This window comes from Dickeya zeae NCPPB 2538, assembly GCF_000406165.1.
Lineage (GTDB): Bacteria > Pseudomonadota > Gammaproteobacteria > Enterobacterales > Enterobacteriaceae > Dickeya > Dickeya zeae.
In genome coordinates this window covers 2,621,467-2,637,072 of the sequence record NZ_CM001977.1, presented here as the reverse complement: position 1 = coordinate 2,637,072, position 15,606 = coordinate 2,621,467, and the positions used below count along the sequence as shown (strand labels likewise).

The window sequence follows — 15,606 nt, the reverse complement described above, 5'->3', positions numbered from 1 at the left end:
ACAGGAGGCTCATTATGGCGCTCGACTTTAGTACTGTATTAACAGGCCATTATGGCGCGATGGTCGTGCAAGGCGCGACTGTTACGCTGGAACTGGCGCTGGGTGCCTGGCTGCTGGCCATGTTTATCGCACTGTTGCTGTTGGTTATCCGTCTGACTGAACACCGCGTCGCCACGTGGCTGGTGGCGGCATACATCTCCTATCACCGCAATGTGCCCACGCTTATCCAATTGATGATGTGGTATTTCGCCATTCCGACGCTGCTGCCGGAATCGGTACAAGGTTGGATCAACGCGTTCAATGCCGAGTTTCTTTTCTCGATGTTCGCATTGGGATTATGTCAGGCGGCCTATTTCTCCGAAGACATTCGCAGCGGCCTGCGCGCCATCCCAGATGGACAAAATGAGGCCGCGCGCGCACTGGGAATGAGTTATATGCGGGCGATGCGAGAGGTGATTTTGCCGCAGGGGATCCGTAATGCGCTGCCTGCGTTGATTAACCACTCGGTGTTGTTGTTTAAAAATACCAGTCTGGCGATGGTCATCGGCGTGGCTGAATTGACGTATGTCACACGCGATATTGAAAATCAGACCTTCCACACCTTCGAAGCGTATGTGATTGGCACGCTGGGATATCTGGCATTTTCACTGTTGTTGATGGGGCTGGGGGCGCTGCTGGGGAGTCACTTTCAACGCGTGTATGCGAGGTAAACGCTATGTTTGACGTTTTCACTATTCTGCACGACCACAGTATGCTGCTTCTGATGGGGCAATATCCGAACGGGCCGCTGGGCGGTGTGCTTTGCACCCTTTTAATCTCGCTGCTGGCCGTGGTGCTCTCCTTTCCGCTTGGCGTGTTGGTCGGGCTCGCGCGTCTGTCGCCGTGGCGCGGATTACGCTGGGCCGCCACCGCGTGGGTCTACACGCTGCGTGGTATTCCGTTAATGATGGTGGTGTTTTGGACGTACTTTTGCGTGCCTATGCTGATTGGGCAGAATATCAGTGGTTTTTCCACCATGCTTTGCACGCTGGTTATCTATGAAAGCGCCTACATCGCCGAGATTGTCCGCGGCGGCATTCAGGCGTTGCCGCATGGCCAGTATGAAGCCTCGCGGGCACTGGGGATGAGTTACCTGAAAACCCTACGATTGGTCGTTTTACCGCAGGCTTTGTTCAATTCTCTGCCAAGCCTGGTGAGCCAACTGGTGTCGATCATCAAAGACAGTACGCTTGGCTACGTCATCAACGTGCCGGAACTGACTTATGCCGCCAATCAGGTGAGTAATCAACTGTTGACCAAACCATTTCAGGTGTTTTCGATTGTCGCCCTGAGTTATTACATCATCTGTTTTAGTCTGACATGGCTGGCGAATAAGCTTGAAAGCTATATTGCCAACAAACGGCGGGGCGAGCTGCCATCACAAGGAGAAGGGCAGAACAGCCCCCTTTTTTTAGCTAACCGCAATCTGAATAAGGAAGCATCATGATCCCGATGATTTTGTTTAATCAGGTTAACAAGTGGTATGGAGACTACCATGCGCTGACTGACCTTAGCGCCGAAGTCAACATGGGGGAAGTGGTGGTGGTTTGCGGCCCATCAGGCTCAGGTAAGTCCACACTGATTCGTACGGTCAACCGCCTTGAACCTATTGAGCAAGGGCAGATTCTGTTTGATGGCATGGATATTCACGGCAGCAGTACGCGATTGAATCAACTACGCACACGGATTGGTTTTGTTTTCCAGAATTTCAATCTGTTCCCGCATGTATCGGTGATGGACAACATCATGATGTCTCCAGTGAAAGTACTGGGGATCAAGCGTTCCGAAGCACGTAAACATGCCGGTGAATTGCTGGAGCGCGTTGGATTGTCGCACAAAGCCAACGCCTATCCGGCGCAGCTTTCAGGTGGCCAGCAACAGCGAGTCGCTATTGCTCGTGCGTTGGCGATGAAGCCGCCGGTCATGTTGTTTGATGAGCCCACATCAGCGCTGGATCCTGAAATGGTGGGCGAGGTGTTAAACGTGATGCGTTCGCTGGCACAGGAAGGCATGACCATGATGTGTGTGACGCATGAGATGCATTTTGCCCGCGATGTGGCCGATACCATCTGGTTTATGGATCAAGGGGAAATTCTCGAAAAGGCCAAGCCGGAACAGTTCTTTAGCGCGCCGCAGCACCCTCGCGCACAGCGTTTCCTGAGTGATTTATTGAATTGATGACAAGACCATCAGTCCGTTTCCACCAGGGTAATCCTGGTGGCGATTATGTCAGAGCAGAGTACCCGCGGTGGGGGGGCGCATCGTGCACTGTCAATTATCGTGCTGCCATCAGGGGGGAAGGATATGCCTGTCAGGATTTTGCATCCTTGTCGATGAGGAGTTCTAAATAGCTTTTCAGATTACCGCTCCACTTTGTGGTTTTTATGGATGATACGCAAACACGTATGGCACTAAAAAAGCAACACACTGATTTTCTGAGAGTGGTGTTCTCAGTAGAACACCATTTTTATATTCATAACTGAGGTGTGAAGTCGTGATGTATTTAATACTTATTAGGCTTGTGATGGTTTTTTATAATTTTCTGGAAAATTAAAGTATTCGGCATAACCGATATATAGCAATTCATTTTTTGGGCGCTATTATGCGCCAACCTCAGATGGCTTATCACCAATGCAACCCAGGCCTCGCAGTGTCATGTGAACCGCTTCATCAAGAGGGGTATGTGGCTCTACACCTAAAAACTTAACGAGTTTGGCATTGTGCAGGCGTACTGGCTGGCGCCACAGGTAGCGCATTTCTAACAGCTCACGCAAGGTCACATTGAAAAGGGCTGCCATATAAATGAACCACCAAGGAAATGGCTGTATTTTGGCAACGCCACCATCGCTGGCGGTGACCCGCTGAATCGCGGTTACCATGTCGGTACCGTCGTGATCCCAATGACCTTGCATGTGGAAGCAGGCAAACGGCTCAAGCTCCGTCCGGCGAGCCAGTAGCGCAGCAATCGTTTCGGCAATATCAGGCAAATAGGCCCACTGATGGCCGATTCCGGGCGAACCGGGATTGTTAATCACATCCGGACGTTTACCCGGCTTGATCAGCCCTTGCGAAAACCAGTTATTACCGGCCTGCGGGCCAAAAAAGTCCCCCGTACGGACGATTAACACCCGTCCACCACGCTGTGAGTAGGCCAGCAGCTCTTTCTCCATTTGAACTCTGATAGCGCCTTTTTTTGTCACCGGCATCTGGCTGTCGTCTTCGCGTAATAGCGGAAAGGCATCAGGTCCATAGTTGTAAACGGAGCCAGGGAGCACAATTAAGGCTCCGTTTTGTTCTGCTGCGTTTATCGTGTTACGCAGCATGGGCAATACCAGATTTTTCCAGTTGCGGTAGCCGGGCGGGTTGACGGCGTGAACGATCACACTGCATCCCGCTGCGGCTGTCGCGACCTGTTGTGCGTCAAGAGCATCCCCCGTCACCCACTGGATGCCATCATTCTGCGTGCTGGCCGGTAAACCACGTTTCAGTGCCCGTACGCTCCACTTTTCCTGAATGAGCCGCCGCGTCACCTCACCGCCAAGGCCGCCAGTCGCCCCCAGTATGAGCACATTGCCTTTGGTTTCCATGTCCTTCGCCTCTTAATCGATTGATGCTTGACAGCGTACTCCTGGTCCATGTCCAATGAAATTGCATATCTTTATTGAGCGACTATACATTTTTGTATGACAACATCTATTCCGTGGGAGTGGTACCGAACATTTCTGGCCGTGCTGAGGGAAGGGTCGTTATCGGGTGCATCACGTACGCTTGATATTACGCAGCCAACGGCGGGGCGCCACGTTGCCGGGCTGGAGTCAGCCCTCGGTCAGGTGTTATTCACACGTTCCCAGACCGGCTTGCTGGCGACTGATGCTGCGCTGGCGCTACAGGCACATGCAGAAACCATGGAGAGCACCGCTAACGCCCTTTTGCGAACCGCGGCCAACCTGAATATAGACAGCGCAGCTACATGTGGGGTGGTGCGCGTTTCTGCCAGTGAAGTGATGGGGGCTGAGGTACTACCGCCACTCATTACCCGGATCAGGCAGGCCTACCCGAAAATAGTGATTGAGTTAGTGCTGTCAAACCGGTTCCAGGATGTTCTTCACCGGGAAGCCGATATTGCTGTACGCATGGCACCACCACTACAGAAGCAGCTTGTCGCACGTCGCCTGGGCAGGATCGAAGTCGGTCTGCACGCGTCTGCGGCATATCTTGCACGACAGGGAATACCCGAAAGTATCGATGATTTGCTGACGCATGCACTGATTGGTTTTGATCAGAGCACACCCCTTATCCGCAAGGCATTAAAACCGTACCCTCAGTTTCAGCGCGATGTTTTTTCTATGCGTACAGACAGCGACCTGGCACAGCTGAATCTGATTCGCGCCAGTGCAGGTATCGGTATCTGTCAGGTACAACTTGCTGATGGGGGGATTCCACTTCAGCGGGTACTCCCTGATTTTTTTTCGCTGCACCTGGATACATGGGTAGTGATGCACGAAGACCTGCGCCATAGCCCGTGCTGCAAACGGGTTTTCGATATGCTGGCAGAGGGATTACAGGAATACATCCATCGGGTGCATAAACGGTAAACTTTTCCTTTAACGGGCAGTGCGCGATAAATCGCGCACGCTGTCAGAAACGAGCAAAGCGATACGGCTTCGGGTCAATCAGCGGCGTATGACCGGATACCAGGTCAGCAGCCAACTGCCCTGCGGCAGGCGATGTACCGAAACCATGGCCGGAGAAACCTGTCGCTAGCGTCAAGCCTTTCAGTGCCGCGACTTCCCCTATCACCGGGTTGGAATCTGGTGTTACATCGATCACGCCAGCCCACGCTTGTGCCACTTCCGCCTGCTCAAATACCGGCCAGGCTGCACGCAGGTTACGCATCGCTTCCTGATTCAGCGCTGTATTCGCGGCAGGATTAAGCGTGCGAATGCGCTCAAACGGTGAGCGATGATCTCTGGGCCAGCGGCGGGCCAACGCCAAATCTTTAACAAAATAGGTGCCAAGTGAAATGCGCAGGTTGTCACGCGCCTGGCGCAGTTGCGGTAGATAACGCATACCAATCAGCAGGTGGTCGAGCGTCAGCGGTGCATCCAGTGCGCCACGCTGGGTAATAATAAAACCGCCATCCTGATGTTGACGAAATGAGAAGTCTGGTGCACCGACAGCGATGGTGGTTGGCCCTTCCAGCGGTTTGGTGCGCATCACCGAACAAATCAGCGGCAGCGTGGGTAACGCAATACCCAGATTACCAAGAAAACGCCGCGACCAGGCACCTGCCGCCAGTAGCACTTGCTCGCAGCGAATTTCACCTCGCTCGGTGACGACACCACTCACCTTGCCACCACTTGTCTCCAGCGTGCGCACGGCACACTGTTCAACGATGATCGCGCCTTTGGCGATAGCTGCACGAGCAATCGCGCTGGCTGCCAGTGTCGGCTCCGCACGGCCATCGGAAGCGGTAAAAATCCCCCCAGCCCATGTACCTTTTCCACCCGGTACTCGCTCAGCAATGTCTGCTTTACTCAGCAGTAGGGTATCCAGCGCAAGCGGTGCGACCGCTTTATACCAACTTTCGTGTAGCGCCATTTGTGCTTCACTGCGGGCAATGAACATAATGCCTGCCTGACGATAACCCACATCGCAGCCAACGCGTGCCGCCATTTCAGCCCACAGGCGGTCAGCGGCCTGCGCCAGTGGAATGTCATCGGCGGCACGACTGGTTTTACGAATCCAGCCTAAATTGCGCGATGACTGCTCACCCGCAATACGTCCTTTCTCTAGCACCACCACTGGAATATTGCGCTCTGCCAGCGTCAGCGCGGCGGTTAAACCGACGATGCCGCCGCCAATAATGACGACAGTGGTGGATTCAGGAAAATCAGATGATGTGGTAACGGGGGTAATTTCTGGTGACATCGTGCGCCTCCTTATTGCGCCTTACGGCGCAACGGTGATTTCCTGAACGTCAGCACTGGCAGCCCCACGGTACGCCGTGACCTCCAATTCCACTTTGTAAACCGTCGAGCCCAACGGTGGACAGGTCACCGTGGTGGCAGGATTGATACCCCGAAACTTATCCCCGATGATGGCCATGACTGTTGGTACATCGTCTGGATCCTGAATAAACACCCGCGAGAACACGACATCTTTCAGCGAGGCATCAATGGCTGCGAGTGCTGCTTCAATGTTGGCGAACACTTGCAACGTCTGTTCACTCACATCAGTTGGGATTTCCTGACTGACCGGATTACGACCCGCGGTATTCGAGACATAAATCCAGTTATCCACCGCGACAAGGCGTGAGTAGCTGCCCACTTCTTCAAATTTCGAGCCAGTTTTTACTTTAATGATACGTGTCATGCTGGTTGCCCTTAATTAGCTCAGTACCGGGGTTTCCCACAGGTTTAATTTCACGCCGATGTCGTTAGCCAGCGCATTGCGATATATCACGGTTCCCCAGGCCACATCTTCCACTGGCATGCCACCCACCGACATGATGATAATTTCGTCGTCGTTCTGACGCCCCGGCGCATCACCGGCCACAATCTTACCGATGTCTTCCAGTTGCTCTGTCGTCAGTTTCCCTTCGGCAATCATGTCCATAAAGCGCACGCCAATCACCGGAATCGTTTTATGTGCAGGTTTGGGGACCTCTTCAAACCAGGCCTGATAGAGGCCGGTGTTATCCAGTACTTTACGCACGTCACTTTGTTCCATTCCGGCGTCGATGTTGCACAGCGCAGGCATAGCAAGGAAGGCACCGGGTTTTACCCATTCGCGTTTCACCAGTGGATAGCTATCAGGCTCGCCGACTTCGCCCGAGCTGCAATAGGTGACAATATCTGAATCGCGCACCACGGCCTCCAGCGTGTCGACGATTTCGATATGCTTGATTTGCGGGTAAGTGGTGTTTACCCAGGTGATGAAGTTATCGAGGCTACGCTGACCACGCCCCTTCACTTTGATGGTGTCAATCTGCGGGCAGACGGCGATAAACGCCGACACGGCCGTTTTCCCCATCACGCCAGGCCCTAGCAAGCCAATCACCCGTGAATCTTTGCGCGCCAGATGACGTGCCCCAACGCCGGGTACCGCACCCGTTCGATAAGCAGAGAGCAGGTTGGCAGACATATGCGCCAACGGTGCGCCGGTATCGGCATCGCTGAGCGTGAACATCAGAATGGAGCGCGGTAACCCCTTTTCGCGGTTGGCGATATTCGAGCCATACCACTTCACCCCGGCGGTGCCAAAACTGCCGCCAAGATAGGCGGGCATCGCCATTAAACGGCGATCGGCCGTCGGTTTCGGCATGGTTGGGAACGGCGAGTTTTCCGGGAAGGTCACCATCGCGCCATGTGAATCGTTATTCGCGCCAGCCATGCGGTAGTCCCCCCGATAAAGCAAACCAAACATCTCCTCCATGGTGTCGACGCAAGCGGGCATGTCGGTAACCCCCGCACGGATCATGTCCTGCTCCGACAGGTAGATAAAATCAATCCGGGTTGAATCAGTCATGGTCTGGCCCCTTTCTGTTTTATTTTCAGTATTGCCGTCGACACAGTGCGACCGGCATGCAGGTGAATGACCATAGAAATACGTGACGGTAGTCGGCCTGTATTGAATATTTGCGACATCGGCGTGGCACAGGGTTTGCATTATCCAGCGATAGGCTTAGTCGATATCGGAGCGTGTTATGTCTGAAAATTCCCTTTGTCGCCCTGCGGGAAGTTTTCTCCCGGAACAGCCGTGGTTTGTGCTCAATGCTGCGCAGCATTACTCGGTGACCGCCTCAGAAAACCCGGCAATTTCACATTTTTACAGCTTCGATGTGGCGCAAACGGCAGAGATGACGCTGGCGGTGCCTGACGGCTGTGTGGATATCGTTTTTGATTGCGATCCGCTCAATCCCAAAGGCCGTGTGTGCGGGACCACGCTGGAAGCACGTGGTGCTGACATGCTGCACAACCATCATTATTTCGGCGTACGTTTCGCGCCGGGCGTCATTCCTGATTTTCTTGATGTGATGGCCGAGGAGGTCGCCAACCGTGAATTCAGCTTTCTTGAGGTGGTGCCAGATGCCCGGTTGGCGTTTGAGCAAATTGTGCAGGAGCGTAATTTTTCGCGGCAAATCTCATTATTTAATGCCCATTTCATGCCAAGGCTGGTGCGTAAGTCCTCATCGGTAACCACCTCAATTATTCGGGCGATGGTGCAGCAGAAAGGGAATATCCGTATCGATCAACTGGAAACGTTGACCGGCTATACGTGCCGGACTATTCAGCGGCAGTTCCGCCAGGACACCGGGTTATCACCGAAAGCATTTAGTCGTATTCTGCGCGGCCAGTCCGCACTGCACCGCATTCACTCACAAGAAGATATTTCCTTTAGCAACCTGGCGTTCGACCTTGGTTTTAGCGACCAGTCGCACTTTCTGCGCGAATTTAAGAAGTTCGTCAGTATCACACCGTGCGATTACCAACGGCACATTGCAGACGATGCGTTACTCCATCGCCTGCGCTACCACTAGGCACCACAACGGTGCAAGCCTGCACCGTTGCCCTGTCCGATTTTTTCTATCCGCGTATACGGGGAAATGATTCAGTGAAGTTACCTGCTTCAGGCAACGCAGATTGTCTGAAAAATTTCACTCTCTTTCACGGAGACGCTAACGATGAATAACGATCATGGTTTACGCAAAAATACGTTGGGCTTATTTTCCCTGGTCTTTTTTGTGGTCGCTGCCGCATCGCCTTTGACTGGCGTGGTCGGTGGCCTGCCGATAGCGATTATTTCCGGCAACGGCGGCGGCATTCCGGTGTTTTATATTCTGTCGTGCATTATTTTGATGACGTTTGCGGTGGGTTTTATCGCCATGAGCCGCTACGTCAATAATGCCGGTGCGTTCTACACCTACATCTCAAAAGGGTTAGGCGACCACTGGGGAGCATCAGCCTCTGTACTGGCGCTGATGGCCTATGCTTCCATCCAGGTGGCGATTGTTGCCATGCTCGGCTTTTTTACCCAGCTGTTTTTGGAAGAGCATGTCAGCCTGCATCTTCCCTGGTGGACGCTGAGCATGGTATTTACGGTGATTGCCTGGGTGCTGGGCATCAAGAGGGTTGAGGTGGGGGGCAAGCTGCTGGGCGTGCTGATGCTGGCTGAAGTGGCCATCGTACTGTTGACTGATGTCATGCTGCTGGTAAAGAAAGCCGGTTCCTACACCGTCGAGTCGTTTGAACCTTCGGTGTTCATGCACGGTAACCTCGGTATCGCCTTTATTTTTACTATTGCCTCCTTTATCGGTTTCGAATCAACAGCCATTTACGCTGAAGAGTGCCGTGACCCGCAGAAAACCGTACCGCGCGCCACCCTCTGTGCCTTGCTGCTGATCACCGCCTTTTTCTGTTTCACCAGTTGGTCACTGGTGCAGGCGTATGGCTTCGATGACATTGTCGCCATTGCCAGCAAAGACCCCGGTAATTTTGTTTTCAATATTACTCGCCAGTATGTCGGGCAGTGGGCGGTCGATAGTATGTCAGTGCTGTTGATCACCAGCCTGTTCGCGGCTTCTCTGGCTTTTCACAACAACATTTCGCGTTATATTTTTAGCATCAGCCGTGATGGCCTGATCTGGAAAGCACTGAGCAAAACCCACCTGACCAACGGCACCCCGCATAATGCCAGCCATTTGCACAGCGTTATCCTGTTGATATTGCTGCTTGGAATCGGGATGGCGGGCTTGGATCCGATGGTGCATATTTTTGCTATCGGTTCAGCCGTCGCGACCCTGTGCATTCTTATTCTGCAATTGGGCGTATCGGCTGCGGTGGTGATGTTCTTCCGTCGCATGTCCACCGACGATAGCCGCCTGCAGGTCTTCTGGGCCCCACTGCTGTCGGTTATTTTCATGTCCATCACCATTATTCTGGTCGTCAACAATTTGCAGTCCTTGAGCGGCAGTGATTCCGTGGTGGTGAAGACGATTCCGTGGGTTATTGCGGCCTGTGCGCTAGCGGGGTATTACATGTCATCACTGCGTACTGTGAGAATCTAAGACAGAAGGCGTTTTGTCTTAGCAACAAAAAAGGCGCACCCTCACATTATGTGGGGTGCGCCTTTTACTGTTTTTTTAGACGCCAACTGGATGGATTAACTCAGCGCGTTAATCGGGGGGATGTATTTCGCCCACGGTTTCAGGCGCTCTAGCTCGGCGGCGAGTGACAACAGCGTTTGCTCATCACCAAAACGGGCGGCAAAGTGTGAACCAAGAGGTAACCCTTCCGGCGTCCAGTAAAGCGGGACAGACATGGCGGGTTGACCAGTAGCGTTAAATAATGCGGTAAACGGACAATAATGATGAAACCCTTCAATAACATCGCGCAGGCTCAGCGTATCATCGAAGGCATCCAGTTGGCCGATAAGCGGCGGGGCCTGTGTCAGCGTCGGTGTGAGAATCAGGTCGTATTGTGTCATGAAATGGGCGAAGCGACGTCCCAGTGTGTGTATGGCATTCACGGCCATCACATAGTCAGTGCCGGGTATTTGACCACTCTCAAGCCTGGGGGGATTACTCTGGGGGAATGTTACGTGGGGAGGAGCATGACTTTCACGCTATTACGCTAAATAAAAAGCAAAAAAGCAGATGTCTTGCGACACCTGCTTTTTCTGAATTTGGCTCCTCTGACTGGACTCGAACCAGTGACATACGGATTAACAGTCCGCCGTTCTACCGACTGAACTACAGAGGAATCGTTTGAACGGGGCGAATCTTATCTGTGGTACCTTGCGCTGTCAACGGGCAAAACCGACATTCCGTACTGACTGCTTGGCTTCTGTACAATCCGCAGAATTCAGCATCATTATGGTGATAAATCAGTCGGCTGGCGGTATTGCCTGCCAGCGTTGCAGGCGCGCCAACGGGTCCTGACGATAAAAGCTGCAAAAATTCCGGTATATCTCCGGGAAACGTTCCACCAGCAAGTCAGGCGCGCTGAAGAAATATTCAGACAGCACAGCGAAACACTCGGCGGGGTTGGTGGCGGCGTAAGGATCCATGCTGGCAGCGTCTTCTCCTACCAGCTCGATTTCTTCGCGCAATGCCTCCATGGCGGCGTGCAGGGTTTGTTCCCAATGCGCGATGTCGCGTAGCGGCATCGCCGGTACGCCAGAAGGGCGTTCATTGCCGCGTTTGTCTAGCTTGTGCGCCACTTCATGGATAATTAGATTGAACCCGGAAAGATCAAACGAGTCCTGAATCTCCAGCCAGTTCAGCACGATTGGTCCCTGATCCCAGCTTTGGCCGGACTGAACATTGGGGCCACTATGCACCAGACCGAACTCATCCATCCATTCGCCATCTACTGTGAAAGGTGCGGGGTGGATCAGCACATCATGAAAGCCATCAAGCCATTCAATACCGAGTTCGAGCACTGGTAGGGAAAATAATAATGCGATGCGTTGCGCCATCAGCTCGGTGAGCGTCAGCCCCTGTAACGGTACCAGGCGTTTTTGACGTAAAAATTGTCTGGCCACCATCGCTATCTGTTGCCGCTCAGGTTCGGCCAGCGGCGTTAACAGCGGGATTGATAGCGCCTGTTGCCAGTCTGAAAACGCATCGGGTGTAGGGGATTTCCATTGCCACTTCATCATGGTGTTGCTCGCTAAGTCATCACTTGAATTCAAAGGCGTCGGTTTGTTCTTGTTAACATGCCATAAAACAGGGCATTATAGGCACCAATTTCGTGGAGAGATGCCGGAGCGGCTGAACGGACCGGTCTCGAAAACCGGAGTAGGGGCAACTCTACCGGGGGTTCAAATCCCCCTCTCTCCGCCATACATTTCTTTTCGCTGTTCACGCTATCCTGCATTTTTTCGTCGATGTATCCCTCATCAGCGCATGGCGTAGCCTAACATCCGATGGTGGCTGTTTCTGGCAGAGCCGTCATGAAATTACCATTCTTATACCATAAGTTATTGTCATTGATATCCAGGTTCAGGGCTCGTGGCGCTATCGTTATGCTGTCTCATTTTATTGCTTGTTAATAATGAAGGTGCAGCATCCAACGCTGTTGTTTCTGGTTGATGGCACAACAGTGAGAGCGGGAAGTGTGGTGCCTAATACATTTATGATAATGACCGAAAAGAGACATTTTCGAAGAAACCTGTTTTCTGCTGTTTTGGTGAAAATAGATTTTATTCATTATCTAAATAAGGCTGATTGAAATGACTGAAGAAGATATCTATCCACTGTTGGGTAAATTGGCGTATGGCCGTGTTTATGCTTATGCCGTGCCCTGCTGTGACTATCATGCGCCACACCAGAAACATCCATTTATTCTTTTTTCACTGAGTCAGGAAAATAATTATAACGGCTCTCAGCAGTTGGCCAGCCAGAAGGTCACGGTCAGTGCAGACTGTTATGCGCATACCGTAGCTGAAGCCCGCGCGTTGCGTGAACAGGTACGAACGGCGCTGTCAGTATTGCAGCCGAATAAAACTATCGAATATAACGACTTTGATGTGGAGTACGAAAAATTCCGTATGACACTGGAAGTTGATATCTCTCGTTAATTATTCGGATTTAGATTTATCGTCAACACTCACTTTGTGTTTTGTTGGCCCGCTTTTGACCGTTTCATGCAATAAAGGAATGATGTTATGTGGTATAAATCAGGTAGTTTGTCTTTATTTTCTGGCAGCAAAGTTGTATTGGGTGAAAATACTCTGTGGGCGGATAAGAATAATGGTGTTATTGCTGGCGGCATGTTGCTGATTTTTGCTGATTGCAGCATTAAGATTTATGAAATTGCCTCCGTCGTGTCGGACACCGAGCTGATGCTGGCCAGTGAATATAGCGGTTGTACCGCTAATGGTGTGCATTACGCTATTCCTGTGTTTGGCAGTAACGACACCTTCGATCACGCTGCTTATGTGGCGCAGATTGCGGCGATGCTGGCAGGTTACCAGTCCCAACTGACTCAGTGGAAACAAGTGCTGACCGAGCACGGCCAGGTGACGCTAACGGATAATAGTGGTCAGAGTGTAGTGGTGAAAACGCTGCCAGATTTGACTGATGCCGTGAGCCGCATGATGGATAAAACCCTCAATGGTGCGGATATTCCGGATAAAGCGCAGTTTGTCGCTAATCTGGGATTAAGTGACGTAGTGCATAAGTCCGATCTGGCAAACCACACCCATACCGCCTCGCAAATTACCGACTTCACTGACGCGGTGCGTAAAGTTCTGGTGGCGACCCTGGCAGCCGGACAGGGTGTTTCACTGAATTACGATACAACCAACAATCAGTTGGTTGTCAGTGCGACAGGTAGTAATAGCGGGGGCGGAAACAATGGCGGTAGTGGTTATACCGTAGTAACGCGTAGTGGTGCGACGGCGAATCAGGTATTCACCTTTCCGTTCAGCACTACCGGTTCTATGGATTACAGTTTCGAGGCTTTTGCGTTAAAAGAGGAAGCGGCGGCTGCCAGTCCGGTTGTTGTGAACAGTTTTGATAATGGCACTGGCATGATTGCAACTGATGGTTTGGTGTTTAATGGCGTCATGAAGCCATACATTGGTGGTGATATAACACTCAATTCCGTGGGTGAAATTTACGAGGCATCACTCCCTGAAATTCCTGTCAGTGACATACAGATTTCTACCTACGCATCGATTATTCCTATTTTAACATCAAACACTTCAGCATCAGGGATAACTGTGTCTGCAAGCAGCGTCCATGAAATTAACTACCCATGGAAGGCATTTGATGGCAATGCGGGGACTTGCTGGAAACCGCCCATCGGCCCAGCAAACATTAGTGTAGCGTTTCAAAACAAAACTACTATCGATAGCTTTTATCTCAATGCTAGCTTTGTTGGAACGTGGAGCTTCCAGGGTAGTAATGATAATGGTACATGGGATACGTTAGATACTGGCAACGGTGGTGAATTTAAATTAACAAGAACACTACAATCTTCAGTTTCATATTCTTATTATCGTCTACTCTCGAATGCCGGATGTAATATATATGAGTTACGCCTTATCAAAAATAGTCAATACGTACTAATTCAGGCCAGCGATAACAATTACTACACTGCTTCTGGAGGTGCTCTTAAACAGGTTTCAGTACCATCAGTTGCATCTGATATCTCTGCGACTGGTTTCGCTACGTCTGGAAAAATAACGAATGTTATTGTAAAAAAACTAATCTCAAATCAGGATGGAAAATTAAATGTTGTTGTGTCACCAGCGCCACAGATTGCTAAAACAGCAAGCCTGAAAAATATTAAATCCTATAGCTTATTATCCACAGTGACAGCTACAGTAACGCAAACAGGTGCAGGTGCAGTAAAAATGGCTGTGTCGCGAGATGGGAATGAATGGTTTACATGGAATGGTAGTGCGTTTATTTCTATTGGCACATTAACTATTGACCGTAACGGCGCAGATAAATTAAATACCCAAGGTGTGTCAGTTTCAGCACTGAATGCTTTAACTAGTACTCAATGGGCACTGTTATATGCGAATACACAGGGGGTACCTGATAATATTGCTTTTGCGTTTGGTTTCTCTGTGCCTAATGGTGCTACTGATGATGCACAGGTAGACCAGATTATACTATCAGCGGTGTCTTCTGCCTGGAAAAAACAAACTGAAGCTGAAGTGGAAATACGGTGGTATCCCGATAAAGTGACGTTTAAAACCGTTGCGGCGGGTAACTACAAGCTGGCCTATCAGCAACCGTAATCTCTGACCTATACGCATCAATAGACTGGCGGGCTGATACTCTCAGCCCGCCTTTTATCTATAGAACGTCCAGAGAAGGATCTATAGACAAAAAAATGCCCGGTTAAACCGGGCATATGAATAGCTAAAGTAAACACTATTAACCGTGCAGGCGGCGGGTAATCTCCGCAACACGTGCGCCGTACAGTTTAGCGGTTTCCAGGTCGCCTGCCGGGATGGCATCCGCACCAGCGTCAGACGGAGACTGAATCAGTGCACCGGCAGAACCACCGAGGTTGTTGGCATCGTTACGGGTGGAAGCCAGCGCGTTAGCTGGAGCTTGTCCCAGGCTAACCCAGATACCGCCGTGCTGTGCCGCCAGCGTCTGCAGATAAATCAGGGTAACTTGCTTGTCGCCGTTCAGGCTGGCGCTGTTGGCGAAACCGCCAAATACTTTGTCCTGCCAGCCACGGGTAAACCAGATTTTGGAGCTGGCATCAGCAAATTTTTTGAACTGCCACGGTACGTTGCCCATGTAGGTCGGCGCACCGAAAATGATGCCATTTGCGGCGTTCAGTGTTTCCCAGTCGGCGTCGGTGATATCGCCGTTGCTATCAATAGCGATCAGGCTTGCCTGTGCACTCTCTGCAACCAGTTCAGCGATATGTTTGGTGTGGCCGTAGCCGGAATAGTAGACAACCGCGAGCTTACTCATAGTATTTCCTCATGTATGGACGCATAAAAGCGTTGGTAAAACCATAAACCCTATTCAACGATGTCGGCATATTATCGCGTCCCATTTTTATAAACAATGAATTACCCGAAAGT

15 protein-coding genes and 2 tRNA genes are annotated in these 15,606 nt (G+C 51.4%); 9 read left to right on the top strand and 8 right to left on the bottom strand.

Annotation, left to right across the window (positions count from 1 at the left end; all coding sequences use genetic code 11):
* Positions 1 to 14 precede the first annotated feature (14 nt).
* Genes DZE2538_RS11550 through DZE2538_RS11540 form a run of 3 tightly spaced genes read left to right on the top strand, consistent with a single transcriptional unit; the run spans position 15 to position 2,217 of the window.
* Positions 15 to 710, top strand: a complete 696-nt coding sequence (locus DZE2538_RS11550) for an amino acid ABC transporter permease (RefSeq protein ID WP_026358059.1) — start codon at positions 15 to 17, stop codon at positions 708 to 710.
* Positions 711 to 715: 5 nt separating this feature from the next.
* The gene (locus DZE2538_RS11545; RefSeq protein WP_019846069.1) at positions 716 to 1,486 is read left to right on the top strand and encodes an amino acid ABC transporter permease; all 771 of its coding nucleotides are present in this window, start codon (positions 716 to 718) and stop codon (positions 1,484 to 1,486) included.
* Positions 1,483 to 2,217 (top strand): amino acid ABC transporter ATP-binding protein, encoded by a 735-nt coding sequence (locus DZE2538_RS11540; protein WP_012770276.1) that lies wholly within the window; start codon positions 1,483 to 1,485, stop codon positions 2,215 to 2,217. The genes DZE2538_RS11545 and DZE2538_RS11540 overlap by 4 nt, the downstream gene beginning before the upstream one ends.
* A gap of 422 nt (positions 2,218 to 2,639) precedes the next feature.
* On the opposite strand, the gene DZE2538_RS11535 is transcribed toward DZE2538_RS11540, so the two are convergent.
* Positions 2,640 to 3,626, bottom strand: coding sequence for an NAD-dependent epimerase/dehydratase family protein (locus tag DZE2538_RS11535; RefSeq protein WP_038916402.1), 987 nt, complete (start codon positions 3,624 to 3,626; stop codon positions 2,640 to 2,642).
* A gap of 96 nt (positions 3,627 to 3,722) precedes the next feature.
* On the opposite strand from DZE2538_RS11535, the gene DZE2538_RS11530 reads away from it, so the two are divergent.
* Complete coding sequence (locus DZE2538_RS11530) at positions 3,723 to 4,634, top strand: LysR family transcriptional regulator (protein ID WP_038916401.1); 912 nt, start codon at positions 3,723 to 3,725, stop codon at positions 4,632 to 4,634.
* Positions 4,635 to 4,677: 43 nt separating this feature from the next.
* On the opposite strand, the gene DZE2538_RS11525 is transcribed toward DZE2538_RS11530, so the two are convergent.
* From DZE2538_RS11525 to DZE2538_RS11515, 3 genes are read right to left on the bottom strand one after another with little or no spacing between them, the layout of a single operon-like run.
* On the bottom strand, positions 4,678 to 5,970 hold the full coding sequence (locus DZE2538_RS11525; RefSeq protein ID WP_038916400.1) for an NAD(P)/FAD-dependent oxidoreductase: 1,293 nt from the start codon (positions 5,968 to 5,970) through the stop codon (positions 4,678 to 4,680).
* Between the two features lie 21 nt (positions 5,971 to 5,991).
* Positions 5,992 to 6,414 carry a RidA family protein gene (locus DZE2538_RS11520; RefSeq protein WP_038916399.1) on the bottom strand — a complete coding sequence of 141 codons (423 nt, stop codon included), beginning with the start codon at positions 6,412 to 6,414 and terminating at the stop codon, positions 5,992 to 5,994.
* 15 nt (positions 6,415 to 6,429) lie between these two features.
* On the bottom strand, positions 6,430 to 7,569 hold the full coding sequence (locus tag DZE2538_RS11515; protein ID WP_019846074.1) for a tyramine oxidase subunit B: 1,140 nt from the start codon (positions 7,567 to 7,569) through the stop codon (positions 6,430 to 6,432).
* Positions 7,570 to 7,747: 178 nt separating this feature from the next.
* Here DZE2538_RS11515 and DZE2538_RS11510 point away from each other — a divergent pair, with 178 nt between their 5' ends.
* Both DZE2538_RS11510 and DZE2538_RS11505 read left to right on the top strand, forming a co-directional pair.
* Positions 7,748 to 8,581: a helix-turn-helix domain-containing protein gene (locus DZE2538_RS11510; protein WP_038916398.1), complete on the top strand. Its 834-nt coding sequence runs from the start codon at positions 7,748 to 7,750 to the stop codon at positions 8,579 to 8,581.
* A 144-nt stretch (positions 8,582 to 8,725) separates the two neighbouring features.
* Complete coding sequence (locus DZE2538_RS11505) at positions 8,726 to 10,108, top strand: APC family permease (protein WP_038916397.1); 1,383 nt, start codon at positions 8,726 to 8,728, stop codon at positions 10,106 to 10,108.
* 95 nt (positions 10,109 to 10,203) lie between these two features.
* Here DZE2538_RS11505 and DZE2538_RS11500 read toward each other — a convergent pair whose 3' ends face one another.
* From DZE2538_RS11500 to mtfA, 3 genes are all read right to left on the bottom strand, one after another.
* Positions 10,204 to 10,569, bottom strand: a complete 366-nt coding sequence (locus DZE2538_RS11500; RefSeq protein ID WP_236616962.1) for an amidase family protein — start codon at positions 10,567 to 10,569, stop codon at positions 10,204 to 10,206.
* Positions 10,570 to 10,726: 157 nt separating this feature from the next.
* Positions 10,727 to 10,802 (bottom strand) — tRNA-Asn (locus DZE2538_RS11495).
* 124 nt (positions 10,803 to 10,926) lie between these two features.
* Positions 10,927 to 11,703, bottom strand: a complete 777-nt coding sequence (mtfA, locus tag DZE2538_RS11490; RefSeq protein ID WP_038916395.1) for a DgsA anti-repressor MtfA — start codon at positions 11,701 to 11,703, stop codon at positions 10,927 to 10,929.
* A 94-nt stretch (positions 11,704 to 11,797) separates the two neighbouring features.
* Here mtfA and DZE2538_RS11485 point away from each other — a divergent pair.
* The 3 genes from DZE2538_RS11485 to DZE2538_RS11475 all read left to right on the top strand — a co-directional run bounded on the left by DZE2538_RS11485 (position 11,798) and on the right by DZE2538_RS11475 (position 14,799).
* Positions 11,798 to 11,887, top strand: a tRNA-Ser gene (locus DZE2538_RS11485).
* A 389-nt stretch (positions 11,888 to 12,276) separates the two neighbouring features.
* Positions 12,277 to 12,624, top strand: coding sequence for a DUF3168 domain-containing protein (locus tag DZE2538_RS11480; RefSeq protein WP_012885165.1), 348 nt, complete (start codon positions 12,277 to 12,279; stop codon positions 12,622 to 12,624).
* Positions 12,625 to 12,711: 87 nt separating this feature from the next.
* On the top strand, positions 12,712 to 14,799 hold the full coding sequence (locus DZE2538_RS11475; protein ID WP_038916394.1) for a discoidin domain-containing protein: 2,088 nt from the start codon (positions 12,712 to 12,714) through the stop codon (positions 14,797 to 14,799).
* Between the two features lie 139 nt (positions 14,800 to 14,938).
* Here the strand turns inward: DZE2538_RS11475 and DZE2538_RS11470 are convergent, their stop codons facing one another.
* On the bottom strand, positions 14,939 to 15,493 hold the full coding sequence (locus DZE2538_RS11470) for a flavodoxin family protein (protein ID WP_012885163.1): 555 nt from the start codon (positions 15,491 to 15,493) through the stop codon (positions 14,939 to 14,941).
* Between the last annotated feature and the right edge of the window lie 113 nt (positions 15,494 to 15,606).

What these genes read in the sequence shown, in the direction of transcription:
- mtfA (WP_038916395.1), bottom strand. Translation starts at nt 11,703, where the DNA reads ATGATGAAGTGGCAATGGAAATCCCCTACACCCGATGCGTTTTCAGAC.
- DZE2538_RS11525 (WP_038916400.1), bottom strand. Translation starts at nt 5,970, where the DNA reads ATGTCACCAGAAATTACCCCCGTTACCACATCATCTGATTTTCCTGAA.
- DZE2538_RS11475 (WP_038916394.1), top strand. Translation starts at nt 12,712, where the DNA reads ATGTGGTATAAATCAGGTAGTTTGTCTTTATTTTCTGGCAGCAAAGTT.
- DZE2538_RS11480 (WP_012885165.1), top strand. Translation starts at nt 12,277, where the DNA reads ATGACTGAAGAAGATATCTATCCACTGTTGGGTAAATTGGCGTATGGC.
- DZE2538_RS11510 (WP_038916398.1), top strand. Translation starts at nt 7,748, where the DNA reads ATGTCTGAAAATTCCCTTTGTCGCCCTGCGGGAAGTTTTCTCCCGGAA.
- DZE2538_RS11535 (WP_038916402.1), bottom strand. Translation starts at nt 3,626, where the DNA reads ATGGAAACCAAAGGCAATGTGCTCATACTGGGGGCGACTGGCGGCCTT.
- DZE2538_RS11515 (WP_019846074.1), bottom strand. Translation starts at nt 7,569, where the DNA reads ATGACTGATTCAACCCGGATTGATTTTATCTACCTGTCGGAGCAGGAC.
- DZE2538_RS11520 (WP_038916399.1), bottom strand. Translation starts at nt 6,414, where the DNA reads ATGACACGTATCATTAAAGTAAAAACTGGCTCGAAATTTGAAGAAGTG.
- DZE2538_RS11550 (WP_026358059.1), top strand. Translation starts at nt 15, where the DNA reads ATGGCGCTCGACTTTAGTACTGTATTAACAGGCCATTATGGCGCGATG.
- DZE2538_RS11530 (WP_038916401.1), top strand. Translation starts at nt 3,723, where the DNA reads ATGACAACATCTATTCCGTGGGAGTGGTACCGAACATTTCTGGCCGTG.
- DZE2538_RS11505 (WP_038916397.1), top strand. Translation starts at nt 8,726, where the DNA reads ATGAATAACGATCATGGTTTACGCAAAAATACGTTGGGCTTATTTTCC.
- DZE2538_RS11470 (WP_012885163.1), bottom strand. Translation starts at nt 15,493, where the DNA reads ATGAGTAAGCTCGCGGTTGTCTACTATTCCGGCTACGGCCACACCAAA.
- DZE2538_RS11545 (WP_019846069.1), top strand. Translation starts at nt 716, where the DNA reads ATGTTTGACGTTTTCACTATTCTGCACGACCACAGTATGCTGCTTCTG.
- DZE2538_RS11540 (WP_012770276.1), top strand. Translation starts at nt 1,483, where the DNA reads ATGATCCCGATGATTTTGTTTAATCAGGTTAACAAGTGGTATGGAGAC.